Raw genomic sequence first — 25,750 nt, 5'->3', positions numbered from 1 at the left:
ACATGCAAAAAGCAGCTTATACAAGCTGCTTTTTGCATGTGAAGAACGTTTCATGAGAAAGTTTTGGAGCGGATAGCCGTGAGCACAGCCGGAATCCGGTCGTACGTGTAAGCAGGCACTGTCTCTTGATAATTAAGCGCCGCGATTTGTTCACGTTCACGTGGGTTTGTCATATAAAAATGGATCTTTTCCGCAAAATCCGCAAGCCCGCTGTAAGAAACAAAGGATGAAAAAGGGGGCGCGGGAGAAAGGTCTGTCAGCTGAAATGCCTGACAAGCCGCAATGTCAAAGCTTCTCGTATTTAAACTGATATTTCGGATGCCGCTCCTATTTTGATTGAGCGCAAACCGATAAGAACGGTGCGGGTTCAAAACCACATCTGCGCTGTTGTAATGCAATGCGGCATGTTCGGGTTCAATCCATTCATCCATTATGAGCACATTTTGCTGTCTGGCGATTTTTTTAGGCAGATGTCTGCGCCATCCCTTCCCGATGATCCGAAGCGTATACGGAAGCTTCGCCGCTGCTTTCACCAGTTCAACCCGATTCGGGTACGGGTATCCGATCAGAAGCAGGTTTGTGTGAAGAGAAGCGTCAGCCGCTTGTTTTGTAAAAAGCCGCTGATTAACGGGAATCGGGACATAATATACGTGCTGTAAGCCCATTTGCCGATAAGCATCAAGAGCGTTTTGTTCTATGGTCAAAACGGCATCGGCGAGCGGGGCGATTGTCTTGCTCACATCGAAATAAAAAGGATCCTCCGTCAACCATAGATAGACGGGAATCTCTTCTGTCCTCAGCCATTGAAGCCATTCAGACGGAATACGGTCGCCCGCCATCATGAGACTGATGTCAGGTTTGAATGCCCGTATACTGCGGATTGAATCTTCCTGAAGCTCAGAAACAGAAAAAAAGCGGACGGAAGACTGTAAAAAGCCTTCCTCGATCCAGCGGTCAAAATACGTGTATATGCCTTTATATCCTGAACGGATATATAAAACTTTCATCTGCTTTACGAAGTGAACGTGACACTTTCAACTTTGTCAACGTCAAGCAATGTTTTAGAAGAGCCTGCCGGTGTAACGGAATTTTCCTGCGTCACATAAACGATGCCGTGAACTTCGTCAAAGAAAACAAATTGAACCGGGCCGATCATGTCTCCAGAATCCATCACAATGCTGATGATAGTGCCGGGCTGAACTCTTGCAAAAATCCATCTCGCGGCTAGTGAAATACCGCTTCCCAGAACAGATTGAGTGCTGAGACTGTCTTTCGCAGCAGCTTCATCCACTTTTGCATCAATTGCAGATTCTAATAAATCTTTTACCTTGTTTTCCACGTTATCTCCTCCATCTGTGCCGCTAGATAAGGCGCTGTTGTCAAATATAGGGGCAATAAGAGTTTTCAATAGCTTCTTTTTGAGCTCTGAACGATCTTCGCTCATGGGGACATACACCTCCTTTAACAATTTCAACCTCACGTTTATTCATATTCCTGATTGATGAGATTGGTATAAGTCGAATGCCGTTTTGCCGTATTTTTTTCATATTTAAGAAAACAGCTGAATTTTAGAATCAGGCTTTATTTGCCTATGCGGATTAGAAAAGAGCGACATACGTTGTATAGATTAAAAAATGAAGGAGAGGAATTATTTTGGATTCAGAAGAAACTGTAAAGCACGGGGGTTTTGAGGAGGAATTTCATCTCTTACTGCTTCTTCTTCTTTTGGTATCACGCCAGCCGTCCGGAGATCAATCAGATTTACGGCGCCAGCTTGTGATGGCAAAAGAGCTTGGAGTTCCTGTATCACGCGTCAATCTGGTTAATGGCAGCACACTGCAAAACGTGATTGTCAAAGAAGTGCTGTCTGATTTGGCCGTTTTTCAAAATCCGCTCAATAATACGAGATCAAATGTGGCGATTTCAAGCATCGTCAGCTGGGGTGCTTTTTAATAACAGATATCAGGCTCTGTCTCTTTCGGAGCCGTTTTTTATGTGAACAGAAGGGGGGATGGCGGTGGAAAAGAAGGTCTCAATTATCTTAACGAGCTATAACAAACCGGATCTTGTTACACAGGCGATTGAAAGTGTTTTGCATCAGACCTACAGCAATTGGGAGCTGTTTGTAATGGATGATCATTCAAATGAAGAAACCTCGGCCGCCATCAGTCCGTATATAAAAGATCACCGCATATACTATTACAACAGTTTTATCAAACCGGCCGACCGGCTGAAATCGACCCGGTATGCCGTTTTGATTAATAATGCGCTTTCACAGGCCTCAGGCGAATACATTACTTATCTGACAGACGACACCGTATTTCATCCGGATAGGCTCAGCCGCATGGCGGAAGCGCTTAATCAATGCACCGAATTTGATGCCGTCTATTCCAGTCAGAAGGTGATACATGTAAACGAGCGCGGAACAGAACAATCCCACTTCTATCGTTTTGCTGATGCCGTGCTTGATCAGGCCGCTTTTCTCGTTGATCACTGTTCAGTGATGCACCGGAGATCATTGCTTCGGCGTGTGAAGGAGAAGTTCGGCAGTTTTTGGGACGAAGATGTCATGCATTGGAATCATGGAGACTCTGTTTTTTGGAGCAGGCTCAACACATTTACATCATTTCTGCCGATAAAAGAAGTGTTGGATACAACCTATAAAACACCCCACTCATTCCAGAACACGTATCAATCGCTTCCGTCAGTGCTGATTGACGGGGCTTTCGTTAAGGGGACGGATCAGAAAGTATATCAGCTTGACGGAAATAAAAGAAAGCCTGTAAACGAGCGCTGGCGTCCGTTATATGAAGGTAGAACCGTCATCATTCCTGATCCGTTTTTATTTCAATACGAGGAAGACAGCTCCGTCAGTATTCCGAATTTTCAGCTCGTTCGTGATCAGTTTCATGTCTATTTTTTAGAAGACGGGGTGAAAAGGCTGGTTGATTCTGGCGCATTTCGCTTTTACCAATTTAAACGGCATGACATCCTGGCTTTAGAACGGGACGAAATACAAGCGCTGCCGGACGGTCCGCCGATCAGCTGGGAGAGATCGGGCTGTATTCAGCACCTTCCCGGGAGAATGCTGTTTCGCATTGAACGGGAATTTTATGTTTATTTGAGAGGCGTTCTCCATCCGATCAGTCATGATGTAGTGAAACGCTTTTTTGCAAAGCAAAAGGCGATACCCATTTCCTTTCAGAAAATTAAACAATTACCAATTGGAAAGCCGTTCTATCCGGTGTACGATGAAATTATAAGAAATCTCAATATAACAAAAGGATGAGAGATGCAGTTGGATGTGTAAGGAAAAGGAGAGCTTTTATGACCGATCAATTTGCTAAAACCGAGAAACAATATATAGAGCTTACTTCCGGCATTCAGAGGTTCGAACATTACAGTGTATGTACAGACCCTTTGCTGCCGCAGATTTTTTCGCATAACTTTGTTCAGCTGCACCGTACATTTCCGTTAGACAGGCTGCTGCCGTTTTTTGCATCCATTCCGAACATGCTTCAAGCCAATTATATTCATGTGAAAGCGGCTCCTGAGCACACATTTCCGCTTCTTCTGAAACAAACATTGGTAAAGCAGGGCTACGTAGTGGAAGATGAGCTGTTTTTTGCAAGGAAACTGGAAAATGGGGATCGGCAGGCCGGACATCCGCTTACCGCTTGGGGGACGGAAAAAAGCCTCGCTGACGGGTCGTCTATTATGAAGATTTATGATGCCCTTTACATTGGCGAGGCGGCGGCCGAAAAAAAGCTTGAGCGGAAATATCCTTTGTATAAGGACGGGACGGTTATGCTTGTCGTGTGCTATAGCGACGCCTCCCGAACGATTCCGATCGGCTGCGGAGAGCTTTTCATCAACAAAGCGGATAAAACCGCCAAAATTGAAGAAGTCGCAATTCTGGATCAATTCCAACGAAAAGGCTACGGGTCAATATTGATGAACGAGCTGATGGCTGCGGCAAAGCTGAACGGCATGGAAACCGTATATCTTGTGACGTCCGGGATGGACGGTGTTAACCGTTTTTATGAAAAACTTGGCTTCAAAAGATTTCGGCGTGTGCATACGATTTTTCATTATTTTCTTACATAGATGGGCATTCGCATAAAACAATTGGGAGTTGGCCCGCATACAATGCCGTATATCGGAAGAAGAAAGGATGATTCGTATGTACGGATATGGGGGCTGCGGCAGTTATGGCTTCGGTTATGGGTACGGCGGCTGCGGAGGCGGAACCAGCACATTTGTACTGATCGTGGTATTGTTTATTTTATTAATCATCGTCGGTGCGGCTTTTATTTGTTAGACTGAAAAATCCTATCATGAAAATCAGCCTGCAGAGAACTTTCTGCAGGCTTTTTGTTGTTTTCATTTTTAAAAATCAGGTTGAAAAACATTTTAATACACATTATTTTTCTGGAGAAGGGGGCGAAAATGTGAAAATAACGATTGAAGAATTACCTGAATCAAGAATTGCTTATTTTCGACATGTCGGGGAGTATGGTGAAAAGCAAAACAAAGAACTCATGGAGTCTTTTAAAAATTGGGCGCAATTGAATGGTCTGCTTTATCATTCTGTCATTTTAGGAATTACGCAAGATCATCCAAATTGTACACCTAAAGAAAAATGCCGCTATGATGTTTGTATTGTTGTCAATCAAGATTTTCATGTGCCTGAACCGGCTCGGATCGGTACATTTTCCGGAGGGAAGTACGCTGTTTTCTTGCTTGATCATACAGAAGAGGCGGTCAGTGGATTTTGGAACACTGTTTTTTCTGAGATCGAAAAAAATAATCTGTCAATCAGAGAACAGCCCATAATCGAAAGATATACTTTACAAAAGATGAATCATCATTTGTGTGAAATATTGATTCCCATACAGTAAAGAAGACGGAAATGTCCGGCCTTCCTGTTGATGCACGTCAGACTGAAGCGTCTTTTTCAAAGGATTATTTTATCGAGATTGAAAGGTTGCTCATGGCAATCACAACATACAGCATACCTCGATAATATTCTTTTTTCTTAAAACAGTTAATGCCGATTCCGATCAAAATGGTTATGAGTATAAGCTGTACAGACAAATATAATTGTGAATTCGAACTGATGACGGAATAAATTAATAATAGGAAAAGAATCAATAAACTGCAGATTTTTAATATTTTCAGCAAATGAACACTCCTTTATTAATACTCTCTTACAATTTATCATAAAATAGTCTATTTGGTAATATTTTCAGAACACCCTTGGGCTGTCGGGAAATCCCCGGCAGCCTGTTTTTCAGAAAATGTTTCTGTGAAAAAAACTTTCTGAAGGATAAGAATGCCGTTATTCATCTGTTCATACAATGAAGCAAATGGGTTTTTGAGGTGGAAAGATATGGGGAGCTATTTAATTAAACCGGAGCTTGACGGGATTTATCCGACAGTAAGCCATGGAAAAGGATCATATGTATATGATCTGGGGGGAAACAAGTATCTAGACGGGTCATCAGGAGCGGTCACTTGCAATATCGGCCACGGGACGGAGGATATTATACAAGCTTTAAAAGAGCAGCTTGACTCCGTTTCGTTTGTGTATCGCTCGCAATTCACCAGTGAACCCGCAGAGGAGCTGGCTTTATTTCTGGCCGATCATCTGCCGGGCGGGCTGAACTGGTCATTTTTTGTAAACAGCGGCTCAGAGGCAGTCGAAACAGCGATGAAAATGGCCGTTCAATATTGGCAGGAAAAAGGCCAATACCAAAAATCCGTCTTTTTATCGAGATGGAGCAGTTACCACGGTATTACTTTGGGAGCGCTTTCGTTATCGGGGTTTTATGAACGGAGATACCGATTCACCCAGCTGCTCGAGCGGTTTCCCGCCGTTTCAGCGCCAAATATGTATCGTTCTGAGCTGCAGGGAGAGGAATTTGTGAAAGCGGCGGCAGCTGAACTGGAAACGGCTGTTAATCGGATCGGTGCCTCATTTATCGCGGGTTTCGTCGCAGAACCGATTGTCGGGGCAGCCGGGGCGGCCATCACTCCGCCGCCAGGTTATTATGAAGCGCTTGAGGATGTCTGCCGCCGGCACAGTATTTTGTTTATCGCAGATGAAGTCATGACGGGGCTCGGGAGAACAGGGCGAATGCTTGCATCTGAGCATTGGGGGATCGTACCTGATATCGCGGTGCTCGGAAAAGGATTAGGCGCCGGTTACGCTCCGATCGCGGCAGCCGTCGCGTCTGATGACATCATTGATACGATCAAGCGGGGCTCCGGAGTCATTATGAGCGGACATACGTACAGCGCCAACCCATACTGTGCAAGAGCGGCGCTTGAGGTGCTTCGCTATGTCAAAAAACACGAGCTGCTTTCGCAGGCAGAGGAAAAAGGCGCGATACTGATGCGGAAATTAGAACAAATCAAAGAGCGCAGCGGGGTAATCGGAGATGTCCGCGGTAAAGGCCTGCTGATCGGGGTTGAGTTCGTTAAAGATAAAACGACGAAGGAAGTTTTTCCGAAGAAACAAGGGTTCACAGAAAAAATGATAAAAGAAGCAAAAAAACGGGGCCTGCTTATTTATCCTTCAAAGCCCGGTATTGACAGCGGAGAAGGAGACGCCGTCATCATCGCGCCGCCGTTCACGATTTCGCATGCTGAGCTGGATGAACTGTCAGATCTATTTTCACAGGCTGCAGAAGAAGTTGAAAAAATGATGAAGAGGGATTGAGCTGACATGTCTATTTTTCATAAACAAATCGATATCCATGAAGCAATTGCCGATGTCAATGACGAATCTGTCATCATGTTCGGCGGTTTCGGGGGAGTGGGGTCACCTCCGTCATTAATCGAAGCGATTTTAGAAAGCGGCGTTAAAGAGCTGACCGTCATCTGCAATGATGCCGGATTTCCGGAAATCGGCATCGGCCCGCTTATCGTGCACAGGCGGGTCAAAAGGCTGATCGCTTCCCATATCGGCTCAAACCCTGTAGCCGGCAGGCAAATGACTGACGGAACGCTTGAGGTGGAATTTTCGCCTCAAGGGACGCTTGCCGAACGGATTCGCGCTGGCGGAGCCGGTCTTGGCGGTATTTTAACTGATATCGGCATTGATAACGCAACCGTTTGTGAAAACAAAGAAACCGTAACGATTGACGGAAAGCCCTATTTAGTTGAAAAAGCGCTGACGGCTGATTTCGCTTTTGTGTCCGCACATACTGCTGATGAATTCGGAAATTTGACGTATGACAAAACGGCGCGCAACATGAACCCTCTGATGGCGGCCGCGGCCGAAAGAACTTTTGCCGAGGCGGTAACGATTGTGCCGGCCGGCGAACTTGACAGCGAGCATATTGTGACGCCGGGCGTTTTTGTAGAGGGCGTCGTGCAAACTGAAGGAGTGAAGTGGAAATGGGCTTGGGAATAGCGGAAAGAGAGAGTATCGCGAAGCGGGCCGCCAGTGAAATCACCTCAGGCATGATCGTCAACTTGGGGATCGGCATTCCTTCTTTAGTGCCGAATTTTTTGCCGGCCGGCATGGAAGTGATGCTGCAGGCGGAAAACGGCGTCCTCGGGATAGGCGGAAGTCCCGAGCGAGGAGCGGAGGATGAGCTTTTATGCAATGCGGCCGGATATCCTGTCAGTACGGTAAAGGGAGCTTCCTATTTTGATTCAGGTTTGTCTTTTGCCATGATCAGAAAAGGGCTGATTGATATTACTATTTTAGGCGCGCTGCAGGTCAGCCAAACCGGAGATCTCGCCAATTGGCTCGTGCCGGGGAAAAAAGTGCCCGGAATGGGAGGGGCAATGGAGCTGGCCCAAGGGGCGAAAAAAGTGGTTGTGGTCATGAGCCACACTGATCAGAAGGGCCGGCCGAAACTGGTCGAAAGCTGTTCATTGCCGCTTACGGCCGCGCGATGTGCAGACCTCATCATTACAGAGAAAGCCGTAATCAGCATCGATGATAAGGCTTTTGTTCTTGAGGAACTGCTGAATGGCTCGACCATAGACGATGTGATTCAAACAACGGATGCTGAAATCAGATTGGGAGAATGTTTTCTTAAAAGGGGGCCTGTCCATGGATCAATTAGAAAAGAAAGTCACTGAGTGGGCGGAAGAAAACGCAGCAAAAGCGGTAAGCCTGCTGAAACGGCTGATCGGGGAAAAAAGTATGTTCGGAAATGAATTTAACGCACAGGCAGTTGTTTTAGAAAAATTGAGACAGTTTGACATGGATATTGATGTGTGGGAGCCGAGTATTAAACAATTGAAAGAACATCCTTATTTTGTATCGGAACGCGAAGACTTTCATGAAAGCCCGAATATCACCGCCGTAAAGAAAGGAGCCGGCGGAGGAAGATCACTGATACTGAACGGACATATTGATGTTGTCCCTGAAGGAAATCCCGCCGCGTGGACGTATGAACCGTTTACCGCTGTTGAAAAGGACGGCAAAATTTACGGACGCGGTTCAACGGATATGAAAGGCGGCAATACAGCCCTCTTGTTAGCGTTAGAAGCGCTTGAAGCTTGCAGCGTTACGTTAAAAGGAGATGTTCTGTTTCAAAGTGTCGTAGATGAAGAGTGCGGCGGCGCCGGAACGCTGTCGGCAGTAATGAGAGGCTACAAGGCTGACGGGGCGCTTATTCCGGAACCGACTAATTTAAAGCTATTTGTTAAGCAGCAAGGGTCAATGTGGTTCCGCATTACGGTAAGAGGATTGTCCGCACACGGCGGCACCCGCTATGAAGGGGTGAGCGCGATTGAAAAAAGCCTGCATGTCATCACGGCCCTTAAAGAACTGGAACACGTCCGCAACGCCCGCATCATTGACCCGCTTTACCGGGATGTTCCGATTCCGGTTCCCATTAATATCGGCACCGTCCAAGGAGGAACGTGGCCATCTTCGGTAGCTGACCGGGTTGTGATAGAAGGCAGATGCGGAATAGCTCCGGATGAAACGCCTGAGGCAGTAAAAGAAGAGCTTACAAGCTGGCTCAAAGATTTGGAGTACCGGGATGAATGGTTTAAACACCATCCGGCGGAAATTGAATGGTTTGGAGCTCAGTGGCTTCCGAATGATCTCCCGGATGAGCATCCGCTGATTTCCGCTTTGGAATCTTCTTTTGAGAAAATGAAAGGGGCAAAACCGATCCGTGAAGCATCCCCGTGGGGAACAGACGGAGGGCTTTTGCACCATGCGGGACAGACGCCTGTCATCGTCTTCGGGCCGGGAGAAGTCAAAGCGGCTCACCAGGCAAATGAATACATTGAAGTCCGGGCGTTAATCGATGCTGTCAAAATCATTTCTCTTTTTATGATGGAATGGTGCGGGGTGGCAGATGGGGGTGACGGAGCTGATAAAGGAACTGAGGGCTGAAAGCGGATCGGCCGAGATTGATGCAGACCGTTTCAATGAGCGGATCAGGGTCATTCGTTATGACGGGCAGCTCGCGTCGCTGATTCCGGCCGTTTTGGCAGAAGCAAAGCAAGAAGAAGCCCAAAAGGTGATTTTCTTTGCCAAGCGCGGCGATCAGCCGGAACTTGTCAAGCATCTCTTTATTCATGAGGGGGTCATAGACGGATATTACAACGGGCATGAGGCTGCTGTGATGGTGCGCTATTTATCAGAGAAACGGAGACAGTCAGATTCATATGTATCTGAAGATTCTACGGTTGACCGTATTTATGAGACACCGCAGCGGGGAGTGACTCAGACAGAAAGCGGGCTGTTGTTCAGAAAAGCGGGTGAAGGTGATGCAGACCGATTATCGCTCTTATATAAACATGTTTTTCAGACCTATCCGACTCCTGTCTTTAATCCCCTCTACATTAAAAAAACAATGAGAGAAAACACCATCTATTTTGCCGCATTCGATCAGGAGCGTCTCATCGGCGCGGCAAGCGCAGATATCAATCCCGTATTGGGGCACGCTGAAATGACCGATTGCGCGGTTCTGTCAGATTACAGAGGGAATTCCGTAACGGCACGCCTGTTTAAAGCCTTAGAGCAGGAACTAGCGGGCCAGGGAATCATTCATCTTTTTTCCTTGGCCCGTGCAGCGTCTTACGGGATGAATGCCGTTTTGTATCATGCGGGATACGGCTACAGGGGCAGGCTTGTGAACAACTGCCGGATTTCAGAAGGGCTCGAAAATATGAATATATGGTGCAAGACATTACGTTTTAGCCATTCATAAGGAGGAATTCGTTTGACAAACAAATGGTTTCAGCCGAAGCGTCATTGGAAGGAGATTGAATTGTGGAAAGATGTGCCGGAAGAAAAGTGGAATGATTGGCTGTGGCAGCTCACCCATACTGTAAGAACCGTCGATGACCTGAAAAAAGTCATTCATTTGACTGAAGAGGAAGAAGAAGGCGTCAGAATGTCTGTAAAAACGATTCCCCTGAACATTACGCCTTATTATGCTTCTTTAATGGACCCCGACAACCCGAGATGTCCGATCCGCATGCAGTCCGTGCCGCTGTCAGAAGAAATGCACAAAACGAAATATGACCTTGAAGATCCGCTGTTTGAAGATGAAGACTCACCGGTGCCCGGCCTTACGCACCGCTATCCCGACCGCGTTCTTTTTCTGGTGACAAATCAATGCTCGATGTACTGCCGATACTGCACCCGCAGACGCTTTTCCGGACAGATCGGAATGGGTGTGCCGAAAAAACAGCTTGATGCGGCGATCGCTTATATCCGGGAAACGCCTGAAATACGTGACTGCCTGATTTCCGGCGGAGACGGGCTTTTAATTAATGATCAGATTCTGGAATATATTTTGAAAAACCTTCGTGACATTCCCCACCTTGAAATTATCCGGATCGGAACGAGAGCGCCCGTCGTTTTTCCGCAGCGGATAACGGATAACCTTTGTCAGATTTTGAAAAAATATCATCCGGTCTGGCTGAACACTCATTTTAATACGAGCATCGAACTGACGGAAGAATCGGTTGAGGCGTGTGAAAAGCTTGTCAACGCAGGTGTTCCGGTCGGTAACCAGGCCGTTATTTTAGCGGGTATTAATGATTCGGTGCCGATTATGAAAAAGCTCATGCATGATTTAGTGAAAATCCGCGTCCGCCCGTACTATATTTATCAATGTGATTTGTCGGAGGGGATCGGGCATTTCAGAGCGCCTGTATCAAAAGGTCTGGAGATCATCGAAGGACTGAGGGGACATACAACGGGCTTTGCCGTTCCGACCTTTGTCGTCGATGCCCCGGGCGGAGGCGGTAAAATCGCCCTGCAGCCGAACTACTTGCTCTCCCAGAGTCCGGAGAAAGTTGTGATCAGAAACTTTGAAGGGGTGATTACGTCTTATCCCGAACCGGAAAACTATATCCCGAATCAGGCCGACGACTATTTCGAATCTGTTTTTCCGGGAACGATGGCCAAACGCGAGCCGGTCGGACTAAGCGCTATTTTCGCGGACAAAGAGGTTTCTTTCACACCGGAAAATGTATCGAGAATCAACAGAAGGAAAGCGTTTACATCTAATCCTGAGCATGAAACGCTGAAAGACCGCAGGGAAAAGAGAGATGAATTGAAAGAAAAGAAATTTATAGCACAGCAAAAGAAAGAGCAAAAAGAAGAAACGGAAGTCGGAGGTGAGTCGCCGTGAAGCCATGCGAATGGTGCAGCAATCAAAAGGCGTCAGCTTGTCAGGCGACTGTATACTGGGAGCTTCCTGACGGTACGAGGGCTATAGAAATTAAAGACACACCCGCGTTCGCCTGTTCATCCTGCGGCATGACTTATCAGGAGGAAGCGGTCATCGGCGAAATTGAAAATCAGCTTTTTTTAGTCGACGCAAAAAAATTACCGGAAACACTCACATATCAAGAGCTGATGCAGACAGAACGGATATTGAAACGGAATTATTTTGACTTCTCCTAGTTTTCTTTTGTTGTAATTTCACTCTTGAAATGTATAATAGTACAACAAAAGACAGTCATCAGGAGGGGAAACCCATGAAATCCTTTTACCACTATTTGATGAAATACAGGCACCCTAAGCCGAAGGACGCGATCAGCCAGTTTGCGAACCAGGCATACGAAGATCACGGTTTTCCGAAAACGTCAAGCGATTATCACGAGCTCAGTTCTTATTTAGAACTGAGCGCCGACTATTTGGAAACGATGTCGACATTTGATGAAGCTTGGGAAAAATATGAGACCGAGGTGCATCACGCCTGACGTAAAACCGCACATTGTGCGGTTTTTTCTGTTGAAACCGCCCGCTGACTTAAGGCGGTGATTGATTGTGAGGCGCAGAATGATCAAATCCTAAAAAACGCACCGGTACGTCTTCCATTTCGGTCAGCACTGAAACGACGGCACGTATCAAAATCAAGCCGTAAATGGTATATTTGAAGTGAAAAACGGTAAAATTACCGGAACCGTCAGAGGCGGAACCGCAGCTGTTTTATATCCCGGCGATATAACCCGACAGACCTGTTTCTGCAAGCGGTGCCCTGTGTAAGGAGCTTCTTTTCATGGGAAATAATCATACAATCTAATGAAGTGAGGGGAATCGAATGATCCATCAGGTGGGGCAGATCATGCTGTACGTCAATAATCAGGATGAGGCACTGACGTTTTGGACGGAAAAAGCGGGATTTCATGTGGTTGCCAAAGAAGATAACGGACAAGGCATGAAGTGGATTGAAATTGCGCCTTCATTGAAAGCCGAAACGAGTTTTGTTCTTCATGATAAACAAACCATTGCAAAATTGCAGCCGGAATTAGAACTCCATACTCCTTCGATTATGTTTTTTACTGAAGATCTTGATCAGTTATATCAAGATTTTTCAAATCAGAATATCACAGTCGGTGATATTGTCGACATGCCTTCTGGCCGGGTATTTAACTTTGCTGATCATGAAAACAATTACTTTGCCGTTATGGAGAAAAAAACAAAAACCTCTTCAAAATAGGGGATCATGCATCATTTGAAACTATTTTTAACAGTACGTGAAAAACCGCACATGACTTGGTGCGGTTTTTTTGACTTTTGAACATGCGCAGAAATGGATATTTCCTGTGGTTTTCATGCCCATGCGAAATAATGGCGGCCGGCATACGATAGCGTATGACAGTCCGCGGCAAGGGGGAGACAGCATGAAGCAAAATAAACCGAAATTTCAAGTGGGAGATATCGTGGTCGTCGTGATGTACGGAACCGTCGGCACCATTACGAAGGTTCATCAAATTGATAAACATTATCTTTACGAAGTCAATCATAATGAAGTGCTTTATTTCGAATCGTCCATCCAGCTTTATAAAGATTATGAGGGCGTGATCGTCGATATGGAAAAATTAGATATTGAATATGAATTTCTGATCGGCGACGTAGTATATGTAAAGGACTACGGAAAGGAATTATTCCGTGTCATCGGCCACAGAACTGAAATATGGAGATATTTAGAGGATGGCTGGGAGGACATTATTTATGAGCTGACTCGGCTGAAAGACGGAGAGTGGCTTGAAACGGAGGAAGAGGATCTCACGCTGGTTCTGAGAAAATATGAAATGGATCAGTTTGTGCATCAGCTGCTGTTTGTCCACTATGTTGGGGAAGCATCTCATGAGATCGGCGAGGATACCGCTGCGTCTGCTCTTCTTCAGTTTGAAGGCGATGCTGATGATCCCGATACACTGCATGTGCTGGCGGTATCGATCGTAGATGAGCTGCTTGATATTTATAACGATTATAAGATCCTTTATGAAATGTTCGGTGACGAAGAATATAAAGATATGATGAATTTTGTGCTGGAAAGCCTCGGGGAGCATTTCAGCTAGCCGGCAAAAAAACGGACGGTGACATATAAAAACCAGGGCAGACAGCCGGCAAAGATCACAAACGACATTCCTTTCAGCACTTTTTCCAATACGATATCAAATCCATCTCCGTCCAATAAAGCCATCATTTTCGTCATCATCTTTTCTCCCTCCGGGGCTTGTTTTTTTAAAAGTATATGAGCGGACAAAACGTTTAGAACTTTCGGGTATAATTTGAAGGGTTTTTTCATAAAACATAAAAAAGGAGGCGGTGTTAGCATGAAAGAAATAGATCTTGTGATTGACACAGAAGAGATAGCTGATTTTTTTTACAGCCAGCTTGCAATGCGCGGGTACATACCGAGTGAAGAGGAGATCTTTGAAATAGCCGACATCACCTTTGATTATTTATTAGAAAAATGTATGATAGACGAAGAGCTTGATGAAGACTGAAACTGCGGAACCGAAGTGAAAAATGCTTCGGTTTTTTCAATCGGCTCGGGAGAATGATAAATGGGGGGAAAACGTTGTACAAGCCAGCAAGTCTTTTCGCATTGTTTATTCTGCTCGCAGCAGCGATCCGGATAGAAGCCGTTCAGGCTTTTGACGAGCGGGTGATAGAAGCGGCGGTCAGGATCAGGGCTGCCTGGCTGAATGAATTGATGCTATGGATAACGGAGCTCGGCACGACCGCGGTGCTTTTGCCGCTTCTTCTTTTGACAGGCGCGGCCCTGTATATGTACAAAAAAACGCCGGATGTTGTTTTTTTGCCGCTTCTTTTTCTCATTGAACGAATTGTAAACATTAAAATAAAAGAATTGATTGAAAGAGCCAGACCCGCTTTTGAGCCGCTCGTCCATGAAACTTCATACAGTTTTCCAAGCGGCCACTCCATGAATGCGGCAGTGATATATCCTGTCATCGCCTGGTTTTTGATCAAGCATGTTCCTTTTTTTACGAAAAGAAAGCGGGCTGTCTCCGTCTTTACCGGAGGTCTCGTCCTCCTCATCGGGTTCAGCAGAATTTATTTGGGCGCGCATTTTCCGACGGATGTCCTTGCGGGATTCAGTCTCGGACTATGCCTCGTCTCGCTTTTTGCGCTCTTTGACGAAAAGTATCACCCGTTTCGACAAAAATAGAGACAGGAAAAATGAGAAAAAACGCTAATACTATTAAGAAATAAGAGGGAGGGATCTTGATGCTGTTATCGCTGCCTGTGTTTAAAAAAAAGACTTGTGCCTATGATGTGACGATTTTTCAAACACCCCGCTACGGTGAGAAAAAGGGATACAGGGTCGTCTATCGGACAGAGCTGGCCGCTGACAATCATCAAGACGCACTGGAAAGGGCATTTTCTGTTTTTAATGTGCCTGATACGGTTCCAAACGACTATCAAGCCAGATTCATAGCGACCGGAGATGTCATACTCATAGACGAAGGAAGAAAAGGAAAGACCTATTACAGGCTTAACCCTGCGGGATGGAGCAAAATTAACCGTCTGCTCGTCCAGCCGAGGTAAAACGGGGCCGGCTGAATCTTCAGCCGGCTTCCGTTTTGTCTTCAAAGGCAGTTTTAAGGCTTCCGTTTAGCAGCGGAATGCTCTTTTCCGTGCGCTTCATCAGCTGCAATCACGTCTGAAACGGGTACATGATTGTTCTTTTTCTGGCCGGTCACCCGATTGCGCTGTTTTTTGCCCATTTATGCTCACTCCTTTTTCTTAGGCTTGTCTTCCCGCCATATTCTGCCCAAGATCGCCCTGATCAATGCTGATGATTGTCTCTTACCGTTATTCAGTGTACAATGGGTGGGAGCTTGAATAGGCAGGAGGAAAAGGAAATGAGTGTACATATAAACGCAGAAAAAGGTCAGATTGCGGATACAGTGCTTTTGCCGGGAGATCCGCTGAGAGCGAAATTTATTGCGGAAACGTATCTTGAAAATGTGGAATGTTATAATGAAGTCAGAGGAATGTACGGATTTACGGGTACATTTAACGGCAAAAAAGTATCAGTGCAAGGCACCGGCATGGGTGTTCCGTCTATCTCTATCTATGTGAATGAACTGATTCAAAGCTATGATGTTCAAAACTTAATCAGAGTCGGTTCATGCGGAGCCATCCGTAATGACGTGAAGGTGCGTGACGTGATTTTGGCGATGACGTCTTCAACGGATTCACAGATGAACCGTGTCGCCTTCGGAAGTGTAGATTATGCTCCTTGCGCAGACTTCGAACTGCTTCATAAAGCGTATCAGGAAGCGCAAAAAAACAATCTTCCTGTAGCGGTCGGAAGCGTATTCACCGCCGATCAGTTTTACAATGAAGACTCTCAAATTGAAAAGCTTGCCAGATACGGCGTTCTCGGCGTAGAAATGGAAACGACTGCTTTATATACGCTTGCCGCAAAATACGGCAAAAAAGCGCTGTCTATCCTGACTGTAAGCGATCACGTGTTAACGGGAGAAGAGACAACGGCAGAAGAGCGTCAAACCACTTTTCATGATATGATAAAATTGGCGCTGCATACTGTATCGTAAACTTGGGATGAGGGTCATGCTGATAAAAGCAGCCCTCTTCTTTATGCATCGCCCTGATTCAAAAATAGAAAGGTAAGGGTAAAATGAAGAAATCCACTAAATGGTTCTCGCTCGCTGCTGCTCTCAGCGTAACTGCAATCGTGGGAACCGGCTGCAGCATTTCAGGCGGCGACAGCCATAAGGACACAAAAACAGCAGCCGAAACAAAACAATCAGATGACACATCTAGCAAAAAAACAACGAAGACAGAAGACAGCGATTTTGTATTGGAGAGCAAATATTTTAATGATATTAAAGAAGTGAACGGGCTTGAGACCATTCAAAACCCGGCAAATACACTTGCGCTCGTGAATAAGACATACACGCTGCCGGGAGAATATAAACCGAATGATCTCGTCATCCCGAAAGTTGAATTTTCTTTCACTGAGAAAATCGAGAAACGATATATCCGCAAACCTGCCGCCGATGCTTTGGCGGAACTATTCAACGCGGGGAAAAAAGAAGGCTATGATCTTGTTGCCGTTTCAGGATACCGCTCATATGACAGACAGAAAGTGATTTTCGATAATGAAGTCAGTCTGAAAGGTGAAAAGAAGGCGAAAGAAGCAGTTGCATATCCGGGACAAAGCGAACATCAGACGGGGCTTGCCATGGACATTTCCAGCAAAAGCAACGGATATGAGCTGAACGAAGCGTTCGGAAACACGGCAGATGGCAAATGGGTGAAAGACCATGCGTATGAATACGGCTTTATCATCCGCTATCCTAAAGGCAAAGAAAATGTGACAAAGTATGAGTATGAACCATGGCATTTGCGTTATGTAGGCAAAAAAGCGGCAAAAGCCATCCATGACCATCAATTAACGCTTGAAGAATACTTTAATGAAGTAAAGAAAGTGTAATAAGAAAAAGCCCGCTTGAAAAACAGAAAGCGGGCTTTCTTTTATTACCAGAAAAGTAAACCTCCAAGCGCAAATCCGGTAATTAAACCAAGACCGATACCGTAGGCTGCTCCCCAGCCTCCCCAGCCCCAGTATCCGTATCCGTAACCTCTGTGGCCTCCGTGACCGACCGGGGAGATATACACTTTGCTGCGTGTTACCCGTACGATTCTCCCTACATGCACTCTGCCGTTTCGTTCTGTAATTCTTGCTACTTTTCCATGGTGCTGTCGGCAAATATGATAATAGTTTTGCATCTTTTCTCCTCCTATCCTATCTAACCTATCTTTCTATGTCAGCTTATGATAGAGTGCCATAAAAAGGTTGGACGAAAACAGGAGGACAACTGCCGATTTACTTGTAAGCGACAAAAGCGCAGTGTCCCATATACTCACTGTACGTCTGCATAAGTTCGTAATGAGCCGTCAGCGTATCGTAGTGGGCAGGCTCGATAACGGGCGACAAATCCATTTCTGTAGTGGGATCCTGCGCATTGTTTTCATAGGAAGCGGGAATGAATTCCGCTTTTTGAAAGCCTTGCTGAAGCAATCTCTGCTTCCATGCCGCTTCATCTTGCAATACGGTAAAACCGTAGAAGTCTTTTATCTGCGTGATGGCGTTTTTCGGCAGGGGTTTTTTTAAAGCTGCTTCAATGCCGATTAGCATGCCCCCGGGTTTAAGAACCCTCAGTATTTCAGAGAGCGATGAATCAAGATTTGAAAAGGTGAGAACTGATTCAGAAAGAACGGCCGAAAATTGATTTTCCGCAAACGGAAGCCGCTCAAGCTCCGCCAAATAGACCGGAATGGTTAAGTCTTCAGCGGCAAATCGCTTTGCTGCTTTTTCAAGCATGAGGGGGTCCTTATCGACACAGGTGACGGGATACATCAGATGGCCGAGATAAGCGGCTGTCTGTCCCGTTCCGCAGCCGGCGTCAAGGATCGGCTCGCCAGAAGGAGGGGCCGCTTTTGTGAGAACGGATTTAGAAAAAGCGAGCCCGCCGGGGTGGGCTCCTCCGACTCCGAATAAGGACAGCATTTCTAAATATTTGCTCAAAGTCCGAATCCTCCTTTCTTCCTCAGCATATGTTGAGAGAAAAGCATAGGTTTGGGTAAACGGGAAAGAAGGGCGCTTCACGTTTGAAGTTGACGAATGAGCGTTCGTCTATGATAATAATGTAAGAATAAAAAGGTGGTGTTTTCTTGAAGCGGCAATTTAAACTGTTTTTTATCATATTGATCACTGCGGTCGCAGCCTCGGCGCTTACGCTGTTTATCACGGGCAATACGACCATTTTAGGACAAGGCTCGGCTGCTTTGTCGAACAGCAAATTTGAGAAATTCAATAAAGCCTACGAGCAGATTAAAAGTGATTACTACCAAAAAACAGATGACAGCAAATTAGTAGACGGAGCGATAAAAGGTATGATCAGTTCCTTGGATGATCCGTATTCTTCTTATATGGACCCGCAGGAAGGAAAGTCGTTTGGAGAAACCATTTCCGCTTCGTTTGAAGGAATCGGCGCACAAGTGGAAGAAAAGGACGGCAGCATCCTGATCGTATCACCGATCAAAGGGTCGCCTGCGGAAAAAGCGGGAATTAAACCGAATGACCAGATCTTGAAAGTCGACGGTAAAAGCGTCAAAGGCCTTAATGTAAGCGAAGCCGTCGCGTTAATCCGCGGCAAAAAGGGAACAAACGTCAAGCTCGTGCTGCACAGAGCGGGTGTCGGCGATCTGAACCTGTCGATCAAACGTGACACCATTCCGGTCGAAACGGTGTACTCTGAAATGAAAAAAGGCGGCATCGGCGAAATCCAAATCACATCCTTCTCCGAATCGACGGCAAAAGAGCTGAATTCAGCCATTGACAGCCTCGAAAAACAAGGGGCGAAAGGGTATATTTTGGATTTAAGAGGCAACCCGGGCGGACTGATGGATGAAGCCATCAAAATGAGCAACATGTTTATCGATAAAGGAAAAAATATCATGCAGGTTGAATATAAGGACGGCACGAAAGAGGTCATGAAAGCGACGAAAGAGCGCAAAGTGACAAAACCGACAGTCGTTCTCGTCAATGACGGCACCGCGAGCGCCGCGGAAATCATGTCGGCTGCGCTGCATGAATCATCGGGCATCCCGCTGATCGGCGAGAAAACGTTCGGAAAAGGGACCGTGCAGACGGCAAAAGATTACAGTGACGGATCCACCGTTAAACTGACAATCGCAAAATGGCTGACAGCGGACGGAGAATGGATTCATAAAAAAGGCATCGAACCGCAATATCAAGTCAAGCTTCCTGATTATGCAAACCTGCCTTATTTAGATGCGGAAAAAACGTATCAATACGGAGATTCCGGAACGACCGTCACAAATGCGCAAAAAATGCTGGAGGCGCTGGGATACAGCGTGAATGTAAACGGCACGTATGATAAAGCGTTTGAACAAGCGGTCAAACAATTCCAAGCAAAAGAGAAACTGAAAGAAACAGGCATTTTAACAGGAGACACAACGGCAAAATTGATGACGGACCTGCAAAAACAGCTTGCAGACAACGATACACAAAAGAAAAAAGCCGTTGAAACATTAAATAAAGCCATGAAGAAGTAAAAAAACACCCAGTGCGTCTGTTTGCGCATTGGGTGTTTTCTGTTCAAGCACCACAGCTTACGTCGTTTCTTGTTCAAATAGGTGGCTGTTCGCCTGGATGAAAAACTGTGATTGTTCGTAGTGATAGGTGACTTTTGAAAAGTCAAACGGCTGGCCGTTGGTTAAATGAAAAATCGTTTCAACGCAAAGCTTAGGCGCTCCTGTAAACAGCCCTAAGTACTCCGCTTCTTCCTCATTTAACATCCCCGCGTACAAGTATAAATCTGAAAAACCGCGCTTCAATCCGAGACCATCCCTAATATAATCAAAAATTGAATCTGACACAATCTCTTTATTCAAATACGTAATAATCGATTTGTTATAAAATGACTCCTCGATACATAATGTCTTCCCGTCAATATACCGGATTCGTTTGACATAATACACGTCGCCGTCAGACGGCATATTCAGATTTTGCGCAGCCTCAGGCGTGGGCTTTCTCACTTCCAGCGCTAATAATGTTGAGGTGACATTAAAATCTTCAAGTGATTCTTTAAATCCCTGATTAGAAAGCAGGCTGATATACCCTTTTCTTTTATTCCGTCTGACAAAAATGCCGCTTCCTCTCACTTGAAACACAATCCCCTTTTTTTCTAATAAATCCAAGGACTTGGTGATCGTGCTTTTGCTCACGTTAAACTGAGTCATTAAAGTTTGCAGCACAGGCAGTTTATCCCCTTGCTGAAGCTGATGCTCTTCTATATATTTTTCAATATCCATCGCGATTTGCTGGTATTTTAACATATACATTCCTCATTTATTTATTGTCCCGCTATTTCAGAATTATAGCATAATCGTTTTTAAAAGCCATTTCGCAAAATAAGTATAACTGTTTATGTATTGAAAAATTGTACCGGTACAATTATAATGTGAGTGTATAATATGAAAAGTAAGGGATTGAATTCTTCCAAACTTGCAAAGCGGATGTGTGAGCTGCCGCGGAGGACTATTCGGCAAAACAAGCGGCGGTCAAATAAAGGAGGATATGAACGATGGGAACATTGCCAAAAGACTTTTTATGGGGAGGCGCTCTAGCCGCCCATCAATTTGAAGGGGGATGGAACAAAGGCGGCAAAGGGCCGAGTGTAGTGGACGTCATGACGGCAGGCGCGCATGGTGTGCCCCGGAAAATAACAGATACAATTGAAGAGCGGGAATTTTACCCGAATCACGAAGCTATAGATTTTTATCATCGTTATAAAGAGGACATCGCATTATTCAGCGAGCTGGGACTAAAATGCTTAAGAACGTCCATCGGCTGGAGCAGAATTTTTCCTAGAGGTGATGAAACAGAGCCTAACGAGGAAGGACTTGCTTTTTACGACCGGGTTTTTGACGAATTGCTGAAGAATGGGATTGAACCGGTTATCACGTTGTCACATTTTGAGATGCCGCTGCATATCGCAAGGGAATACGGCGGATTCAGAAACAGAAAAACGGTCGGATTTTTTGTAAAATTCGCTGAAGTGTGTTTTGAACGATACAAACATAAAGTGAAGTATTGGATGACGTTTAACGAAATCAACAACAAGATGGATGTGAATAATCCGATCTTTTTATGGACGAATTCAGGTGTCGCCGTCAAAGAAAACGAAAACGCAAAAGAAGTCATGTATCAGGCCGGCCATCACGAACTCCTTGCAAGCGCATTGGCTGTTTCGAAGGGAAAAGAAATCAACCCTGATTTCCGGATCGGCGCGATGGTGTCACATGTTCCGATTTATCCGTACTCTTCCAACCCGGATGATGTGATGCTGGCTGAAGAAACGATGAGACAGCGTTTTTTCTTCCCGGATGTGCAGGTGCGCGGATATTATCCAAGCTATGCGTTAAAAGAGTTTGAAAGAGAAGGCTATCAGATACACTTTGAAGACGGTGATGAAGAGATTTTGAAAAACGGCACGGTGGACTATCTCGGATTCAGCTATTACATGTCCACAACCGTAAAAAGTGATGTGTTAAACGATAATACGGGGGATGTCGTAAACGGAGGATTACCAAACGGCGTGGAAAACCCCTATATTACAGCGAGTGATTGGGGCTGGGCGATTGACCCGACCGGTTTACGGTACACATTAAACCGTTTATACGACCGCTATCAGATTCCGTTATTTATAGTGGAAAACGGATTCGGCGCCATTGATACGGTAGAAGAGGATGGTTCCATTCATGACACAGCGAGAATTGAATATTTAGCGTCACATATAAAAGCTTTGGAAAAAGCAGTCACATATGATGGAGTGGATCTAATGGGCTATACACCGTGGGGAATTATCGATATCGTATCATTTACAACCGGAGAAATGAAAAAACGCTACGGCATGATTTATGTTGACCGGGATAATGAAGGCAGCGGGTCAATGAAGCGGTTTAAGAAAGACTCATTTGAATGGTATAAAAAAGTGATTGAAACAAACGGCTCATATATATTCTAAATGTGTATGTTAAAAGAGAAGGCTTCACGACTGTGTGAAGCCGCCCTTTTTATCAGTATTTTTGAAAGCGCATTCATTTTGGTGGAAAGGAGGTGACTGTCCGGCTTTTCATTCTGAATCTTTTATAAAACCCAGGAAGGGGATGATGAGGTTATGTTTTTTAAAAAAGGTCTGTACATGACGCTGGCTTTTCTTTTGCTTTCTTTTTTATTATCAGGCAGCATGGAAACCGAAGTGTATGCGACTGATCGGAAAGCTCCGGACAAAAACAAAGTAAGGGTGTGGTACAGTTCGGAAAAAGATCCGGCTTCCCGTACATGGTATGACGGTCCGAAAGAAGTGAAATACGCCTTAGATGAACAAACCCCACTGACTTTGACAAAAAAGAAGGCTTCTGACTCCACTGCCGTGTATATTGATCCGTCGCACCGCTATCAAAGTGTATTAGGCATAGGATCATCTCTGGAAGAATCCACTATCTCTAATTTATCGAAAATGTCGCCCGGAAAAAGAAAAGAAGTGTTGAAAAAACTGGTTGATCCCAATGAAGGCATCGGCATGGACGTCATGCGCATAACGATAGGGACATCAGATTTTACGGCCCAGGAATTTTATACGTATGACGATATGCCTGAAGGCCGAAAAGATCCTAAGCTCAGACATTTCTCGATTCAAAAGGATATTGATTTACACATTACAGCAACCATCAAGGAAGCGCTGGCGATAAATCCGAAGCTGAAAATCATTGCCTCACCGTGGAGCCCGCCCGCATGGATGAAAACGAATGAAAATCTCAAGCGAGGAAAGCTGAAAGATAAATATATCAGCGAGCTGGCCGTTTATTTCCGCAAATTTATTGAAGCGTACGAAAAGCAAGGGATCCCGATTTATGCGATGACTCTTCAAAATGAACCTTTGCTGGAAATTGACTATCCGAGCATGTATATGCCGCCGTCTCAGCAGCGCAAACTGGCGCAGGCCTTAAAAAAAGAAATGAAGAAACATTTAATTGACACGAAAATTTGGATTTATGATCACAATGCAAGCGGGGCGTGGAACTATATTCCGCCGATTTTAGATGATAAAAAAGGAAACCAGGCGGCAGACGGCATTGCTTTTCATGATTATGACGGAGACCTTTCCGTCATGTCGGAAATCGGAAGGCGATATCCTGATAAATCTATTCACTTAACGGAGCGGTCTGTCTGGGGGACAGAAGGAGCGGACCGGATCGCGCAGTATTTCCGCAACGGCGCGTCCAGCTACAATGCGTGGGTGACGATGCTCGACAGTCAAATTAAGACGCATCATTGGATAGGCACCCCGGATCCGACGCTGTTTATTCAGGACGCTAAAAATCCTGACCGCTATTGGAATATCCCGATCTATCATATGACAGGCAACTTTTCAAAATTTGTCGACCGCGGAGCAAAACGGATAGAAAGTAATTACGGCTCCAAAAACACAGTTTCGAACGTATCGTTTCTTAATCCTGATCAATCCATTGTAACAGTCGTGATCAACCAGACATCTGCGGAGCAAAAATTCCATGTCGTTTCAGAGGATCGGCAGTTCGAAGCCGTTATCCCGGCTAAAACCGTCGCTACCTACAAATGGCAGCACAAAAAGTAAAAAAAGCCGGCACATTTACGTGCCGGCTTCTTTCTGTTAAGCGCCTTTTTGATTCATTTTATCAGAGGGCGCTTTTCCGAATAAACCGTCTTTGACAGCGTTTGAAGCCGCTTTTTTTACAAAAAACGGGTTCAGGATGATAACGGCTGCCATGTTAGCAGTCAAACCCCAGAAGCCTTCATAAACACCGTGGGCCGATTGGGTGATGTTTACGGTGAATGTCACAATAAGACCGACGAGAAGTCCGATGATGGTTGCTTCCTTCGTCTGATTTTTCCAAAACAGACTGACGGCGATAGCCGGAAAAATCTGAACCATGCCGGAAACACCGAGAAGCTGGAGCGTAACGAGCGCCGTCGGGAACAGCATGCCGAATAATAGCGCGAGCCCGATGACGACAAATACCATTGAACGGGTGATGATCGTCAGCTTGCTTTGTGATACGTTCGGATGAATCAAATCCCGATATAAGTTATTCGCAAATAAGTTTGATGCTCCGATCGCCATGATAGAGCAGGGAATCAAAGACGCAAGAGCGATCGTGGAGTAAGCAAAGCCCTGAGCGACCCCTCCGTAAGACATTTGGATCAGCTTCAATAAAGCGAGCCGTGGATTGGTATCGTCCGGCAGGACAAGAAACGCGATAAACCCGAGAAAAATAACAAGAATCAAAACAATATTATAAAGCGGCAGAAACATGCTGTTCTTGCGGACGGCATCTGCGCTTTTTGCCGTGAATACGCCAGTCGCCGCATGAGCCCACATAAAGAGCGCCAGCGCAGATACGATGGAAGCGGTGATAAACCAAGGAATTCCTTTCGGCCCCGCGGTAGGAATCGTCAGCATTTGCGGCGCTTTTTCCGCCAACGTGTCAATCATCGGCGTCCAGCCGTGAAAATGGATCAGCGGGAGTGACACGACCATAAACAGCATAATCACCCACACCAGGATGTCTTTAATAATAGCCGTAAACGTCGGCCCTTTAATTCCGCTGAAAAAGGTATACAGCGCTACAAGCATAAAGGAAATGATAACGACCATATTGACATTTATGACACCCGTTCCGGCCACCTGAAGCGTATCCTGAATGCCGCTCAGCTGGAGACAGATATAAGGAATGAGCATAAGAACGCCGACAATGGCGACAAGACTTGCCAAAAGCTTACTGTCAAAGCGCTCACGGGCGTAATCGGCAAGTGTCGTTAATTTGTGGATTTTTGCCACTTTCCACAGCTTCGGCAAAAAGAAATAAGCAATAAAATACGCCAAAACAGAATACGGGATTGCAAAAAAGGCAACACTTCCCCCTGTATAGGCGGTGCTGGTCAAGCCTAAAAACGTATAAGCCGTATAAAGGTCCGCACCGACTAAAAACCAGACGAGGAGCCCCCCGAACCGTCTGCCGCCGACAGACCATTCCTCAACAGAAGTGCGTGATGATTTGTCTCTCCCGGCTATAAAGCCGATGCAGACAACAGTTAAAACGATGATGGCAGTAATGATCAATGCTGTTATATTTGCGGGCATCAGTCCAATCCTCCTTGCTTCTTCTGCAGCCTATAAATAAGAAACGAACATAAAGGAGTGACTGCGATCCATAAAAGCAGCCAGAAATGAAAAAAAGGCAGCCCGATAATGATCGGATGAACCCGATTAGCGACTGACAGAAAGGCCAGCTGGCTGAAAGGGATTAAAATAAGAATGAAAATTAGTGCTTTTCTGACCATTTACTTTCCTCCTGAACCCTGATAATGCTCCTTATCATAGCAGTTGT

General features: G+C 45.5%; 33 protein-coding genes. 23 read left to right on the top strand and 10 right to left on the bottom strand.

Annotated features, from left to right (window positions below; genetic code table 11):
- Positions 1–50 precede the first annotated feature (50 nt).
- Positions 51–1,007, bottom strand: a complete 957-nt coding sequence (locus tag ACW5MY_RS09965; protein ID WP_013352582.1) for a CgeB family protein — start codon at positions 1,005–1,007, stop codon at positions 51–53.
- A 5-nt stretch (positions 1,008–1,012) separates the two neighbouring features.
- Positions 1,013–1,444 (bottom strand): hypothetical protein, encoded by a 432-nt coding sequence (locus tag ACW5MY_RS09960; protein ID WP_013352581.1) that lies wholly within the window; start codon positions 1,442–1,444, stop codon positions 1,013–1,015.
- 209 nt (positions 1,445–1,653) lie between these two features.
- Here ACW5MY_RS09960 and cgeC point away from each other — a divergent pair, with 209 nt between their 5' ends.
- The 5 genes from cgeC (at position 1,654) to ACW5MY_RS09935 (ending at position 4,901) form a co-directional block, all read left to right on the top strand.
- On the top strand, positions 1,654–1,953 hold the full coding sequence (gene cgeC, locus ACW5MY_RS09955) for a spore maturation protein CgeC (protein WP_013352580.1): 300 nt from the start codon (positions 1,654–1,656) through the stop codon (positions 1,951–1,953).
- Positions 1,954–2,017: 64 nt separating this feature from the next.
- Positions 2,018–3,289, top strand: coding sequence for a glycosyltransferase family 2 protein (locus tag ACW5MY_RS09950; RefSeq protein WP_041481649.1), 1,272 nt, complete (start codon positions 2,018–2,020; stop codon positions 3,287–3,289).
- Between the two features lie 38 nt (positions 3,290–3,327).
- Positions 3,328–4,107 (top strand): GNAT family N-acetyltransferase, encoded by a 780-nt coding sequence (locus ACW5MY_RS09945; protein WP_013352578.1) that lies wholly within the window; start codon positions 3,328–3,330, stop codon positions 4,105–4,107.
- Positions 4,108–4,183: 76 nt separating this feature from the next.
- Positions 4,184–4,321, top strand: a complete 138-nt coding sequence (locus ACW5MY_RS09940) for a YjcZ family sporulation protein (RefSeq protein WP_013352577.1) — start codon at positions 4,184–4,186, stop codon at positions 4,319–4,321.
- Between the two features lie 130 nt (positions 4,322–4,451).
- Positions 4,452–4,901: an AraC family transcriptional regulator gene (locus tag ACW5MY_RS09935; RefSeq protein ID WP_013352576.1), complete on the top strand. Its 450-nt coding sequence runs from the start codon at positions 4,452–4,454 to the stop codon at positions 4,899–4,901.
- Positions 4,902–4,965: 64 nt separating this feature from the next.
- Here the strand turns inward: ACW5MY_RS09935 and ACW5MY_RS09930 are convergent, their stop codons facing one another.
- A complete protein-coding gene (locus tag ACW5MY_RS09930; protein ID WP_013352575.1) occupies positions 4,966–5,184 on the bottom strand; it encodes a hypothetical protein in 219 nt (72 codons plus the stop codon).
- Positions 5,185–5,392: 208 nt separating this feature from the next.
- Between ACW5MY_RS09930 and ACW5MY_RS09925 the strand changes: the two genes are divergently transcribed.
- The 10 genes from ACW5MY_RS09925 to ACW5MY_RS09880 all read left to right on the top strand — a co-directional run bounded on the left by ACW5MY_RS09925 (position 5,393) and on the right by ACW5MY_RS09880 (position 13,806).
- Positions 5,393–6,724: an aspartate aminotransferase family protein gene (locus ACW5MY_RS09925; protein WP_041481648.1), complete on the top strand. Its 1,332-nt coding sequence runs from the start codon at positions 5,393–5,395 to the stop codon at positions 6,722–6,724.
- 6 nt (positions 6,725–6,730) lie between these two features.
- A complete protein-coding gene (locus ACW5MY_RS09920; protein ID WP_013352573.1) occupies positions 6,731–7,420 on the top strand; it encodes a CoA transferase subunit A in 690 nt (229 codons plus the stop codon).
- Positions 7,405–8,100, top strand: a complete 696-nt coding sequence (locus ACW5MY_RS09915) for a 3-oxoacid CoA-transferase subunit B (RefSeq protein ID WP_013352572.1) — start codon at positions 7,405–7,407, stop codon at positions 8,098–8,100. The genes ACW5MY_RS09920 and ACW5MY_RS09915 overlap by 16 nt, the downstream gene beginning before the upstream one ends.
- On the top strand, positions 8,072–9,373 hold the full coding sequence (locus tag ACW5MY_RS09910) for a peptidase (protein ID WP_013352571.1): 1,302 nt from the start codon (positions 8,072–8,074) through the stop codon (positions 9,371–9,373). The genes ACW5MY_RS09915 and ACW5MY_RS09910 overlap by 29 nt, the downstream gene beginning before the upstream one ends.
- The gene (gene ablB, locus ACW5MY_RS09905; RefSeq protein WP_038463238.1) at positions 9,351–10,193 is read left to right on the top strand and encodes a putative beta-lysine N-acetyltransferase; all 843 of its coding nucleotides are present in this window, start codon (positions 9,351–9,353) and stop codon (positions 10,191–10,193) included. The genes ACW5MY_RS09910 and ablB overlap by 23 nt, the downstream gene beginning before the upstream one ends.
- Before the next feature lie 12 nt (positions 10,194–10,205).
- Positions 10,206–11,627 (top strand): lysine 2,3-aminomutase, encoded by a 1,422-nt coding sequence (kamA, locus tag ACW5MY_RS09900; protein ID WP_014470283.1) that lies wholly within the window; start codon positions 10,206–10,208, stop codon positions 11,625–11,627.
- On the top strand, positions 11,624–11,902 hold the full coding sequence (locus ACW5MY_RS09895; RefSeq protein ID WP_013352568.1) for a YokU family protein: 279 nt from the start codon (positions 11,624–11,626) through the stop codon (positions 11,900–11,902). The genes kamA and ACW5MY_RS09895 overlap by 4 nt, the downstream gene beginning before the upstream one ends.
- Before the next feature lie 74 nt (positions 11,903–11,976).
- Entirely contained in the window at positions 11,977–12,201 is a 225-nt protein-coding gene (locus ACW5MY_RS09890) for a YozE family protein (protein ID WP_013352567.1), read from the top strand.
- 341 nt (positions 12,202–12,542) lie between these two features.
- Positions 12,543–12,941, top strand: a complete 399-nt coding sequence (locus ACW5MY_RS09885; RefSeq protein ID WP_013352566.1) for a VOC family protein — start codon at positions 12,543–12,545, stop codon at positions 12,939–12,941.
- Positions 12,942–13,125: 184 nt separating this feature from the next.
- Positions 13,126–13,806: a hypothetical protein gene (locus ACW5MY_RS09880; protein ID WP_013352565.1), complete on the top strand. Its 681-nt coding sequence runs from the start codon at positions 13,126–13,128 to the stop codon at positions 13,804–13,806.
- Here the strand turns inward: ACW5MY_RS09880 and ACW5MY_RS09875 are convergent.
- The gene (locus ACW5MY_RS09875; protein ID WP_012117771.1) at positions 13,803–13,946 is read right to left on the bottom strand and encodes a hypothetical protein; all 144 of its coding nucleotides are present in this window, start codon (positions 13,944–13,946) and stop codon (positions 13,803–13,805) included. The genes ACW5MY_RS09880 and ACW5MY_RS09875 overlap by 4 nt on opposite strands.
- 118 nt (positions 13,947–14,064) lie before the next feature.
- On the opposite strand from ACW5MY_RS09875, the gene ACW5MY_RS09870 reads away from it, so the two are divergent.
- The 3 genes from ACW5MY_RS09870 (at position 14,065) to ACW5MY_RS09860 (ending at position 15,304) form a co-directional block, all read left to right on the top strand.
- On the top strand, positions 14,065–14,238 hold the full coding sequence (locus tag ACW5MY_RS09870; protein ID WP_013352563.1) for a YozD family protein: 174 nt from the start codon (positions 14,065–14,067) through the stop codon (positions 14,236–14,238).
- A 74-nt stretch (positions 14,239–14,312) separates the two neighbouring features.
- Positions 14,313–14,924, top strand: coding sequence for a phosphatase PAP2 family protein (locus ACW5MY_RS09865; RefSeq protein ID WP_013352562.1), 612 nt, complete (start codon positions 14,313–14,315; stop codon positions 14,922–14,924).
- Positions 14,925–14,983: 59 nt separating this feature from the next.
- On the top strand, positions 14,984–15,304 hold the full coding sequence (locus tag ACW5MY_RS09860; protein WP_003153700.1) for a YodL domain-containing protein: 321 nt from the start codon (positions 14,984–14,986) through the stop codon (positions 15,302–15,304).
- A gap of 53 nt (positions 15,305–15,357) precedes the next feature.
- On the opposite strand, the gene ACW5MY_RS09855 is transcribed toward ACW5MY_RS09860, so the two are convergent.
- The gene (locus ACW5MY_RS09855; RefSeq protein ID WP_003153701.1) at positions 15,358–15,483 is read right to left on the bottom strand and encodes a hypothetical protein; all 126 of its coding nucleotides are present in this window, start codon (positions 15,481–15,483) and stop codon (positions 15,358–15,360) included.
- A gap of 138 nt (positions 15,484–15,621) precedes the next feature.
- On the opposite strand from ACW5MY_RS09855, the gene deoD reads away from it, so the two are divergent.
- Both deoD and ACW5MY_RS09845 read left to right on the top strand, forming a co-directional pair.
- Positions 15,622–16,320, top strand: coding sequence for a purine-nucleoside phosphorylase (deoD, locus tag ACW5MY_RS09850; protein WP_014470285.1), 699 nt, complete (start codon positions 15,622–15,624; stop codon positions 16,318–16,320).
- A gap of 83 nt (positions 16,321–16,403) precedes the next feature.
- Positions 16,404–17,222, top strand: coding sequence for a M15 family metallopeptidase (locus ACW5MY_RS09845; protein WP_013352560.1), 819 nt, complete (start codon positions 16,404–16,406; stop codon positions 17,220–17,222).
- 44 nt (positions 17,223–17,266) lie between these two features.
- Here ACW5MY_RS09845 and ACW5MY_RS09840 read toward each other — a convergent pair whose 3' ends face one another.
- Positions 17,267–17,518: a hypothetical protein gene (locus ACW5MY_RS09840; RefSeq protein WP_013352559.1), complete on the bottom strand. Its 252-nt coding sequence runs from the start codon at positions 17,516–17,518 to the stop codon at positions 17,267–17,269.
- A 97-nt stretch (positions 17,519–17,615) separates the two neighbouring features.
- A complete protein-coding gene (locus ACW5MY_RS09835) occupies positions 17,616–18,317 on the bottom strand; it encodes a class I SAM-dependent methyltransferase (RefSeq protein ID WP_014470286.1) in 702 nt (233 codons plus the stop codon).
- A gap of 146 nt (positions 18,318–18,463) precedes the next feature.
- Here ACW5MY_RS09835 and ctpA point away from each other — a divergent pair, with 146 nt between their 5' ends.
- Positions 18,464–19,870: a carboxy-terminal processing protease CtpA gene (ctpA, locus tag ACW5MY_RS09830; protein ID WP_289394437.1), complete on the top strand. Its 1,407-nt coding sequence runs from the start codon at positions 18,464–18,466 to the stop codon at positions 19,868–19,870.
- Between the two features lie 57 nt (positions 19,871–19,927).
- On the opposite strand, the gene ACW5MY_RS09825 is transcribed toward ctpA, so the two are convergent.
- The gene (locus tag ACW5MY_RS09825; RefSeq protein ID WP_013352556.1) at positions 19,928–20,653 is read right to left on the bottom strand and encodes a GntR family transcriptional regulator; all 726 of its coding nucleotides are present in this window, start codon (positions 20,651–20,653) and stop codon (positions 19,928–19,930) included.
- A gap of 248 nt (positions 20,654–20,901) precedes the next feature.
- Here ACW5MY_RS09825 and bglA point away from each other — a divergent pair, with 248 nt between their 5' ends.
- Positions 20,902–22,344, top strand: coding sequence for a 6-phospho-beta-glucosidase BglA (bglA, locus tag ACW5MY_RS09820; protein ID WP_013352555.1), 1,443 nt, complete (start codon positions 20,902–20,904; stop codon positions 22,342–22,344).
- 153 nt (positions 22,345–22,497) lie between these two features.
- Positions 22,498–23,976 (top strand): glycoside hydrolase family 30 protein, encoded by a 1,479-nt coding sequence (locus ACW5MY_RS09815; protein WP_014470287.1) that lies wholly within the window; start codon positions 22,498–22,500, stop codon positions 23,974–23,976.
- Positions 23,977–24,012: 36 nt separating this feature from the next.
- Here the strand turns inward: ACW5MY_RS09815 and ACW5MY_RS09810 are convergent, their stop codons facing one another.
- Together ACW5MY_RS09810 and ACW5MY_RS09805 are read right to left on the bottom strand one after the other, a co-directional pair.
- On the bottom strand, positions 24,013–25,503 hold the full coding sequence (locus ACW5MY_RS09810) for a sodium:solute symporter family protein (protein WP_013352553.1): 1,491 nt from the start codon (positions 25,501–25,503) through the stop codon (positions 24,013–24,015).
- The gene (locus ACW5MY_RS09805) at positions 25,503–25,703 is read right to left on the bottom strand and encodes a DUF3311 domain-containing protein (RefSeq protein ID WP_013352552.1); all 201 of its coding nucleotides are present in this window, start codon (positions 25,701–25,703) and stop codon (positions 25,503–25,505) included. Before ACW5MY_RS09805 ends, ACW5MY_RS09810 begins: the two co-directional genes overlap by 1 nt.
- Positions 25,704–25,750: the final 47 nt, after the last annotated feature.

Source organism: Bacillus sp. Bwzl_19 (genome assembly GCF_054900515.1).
This window is presented reverse-complemented; position numbering and strand designations above follow the sequence as displayed.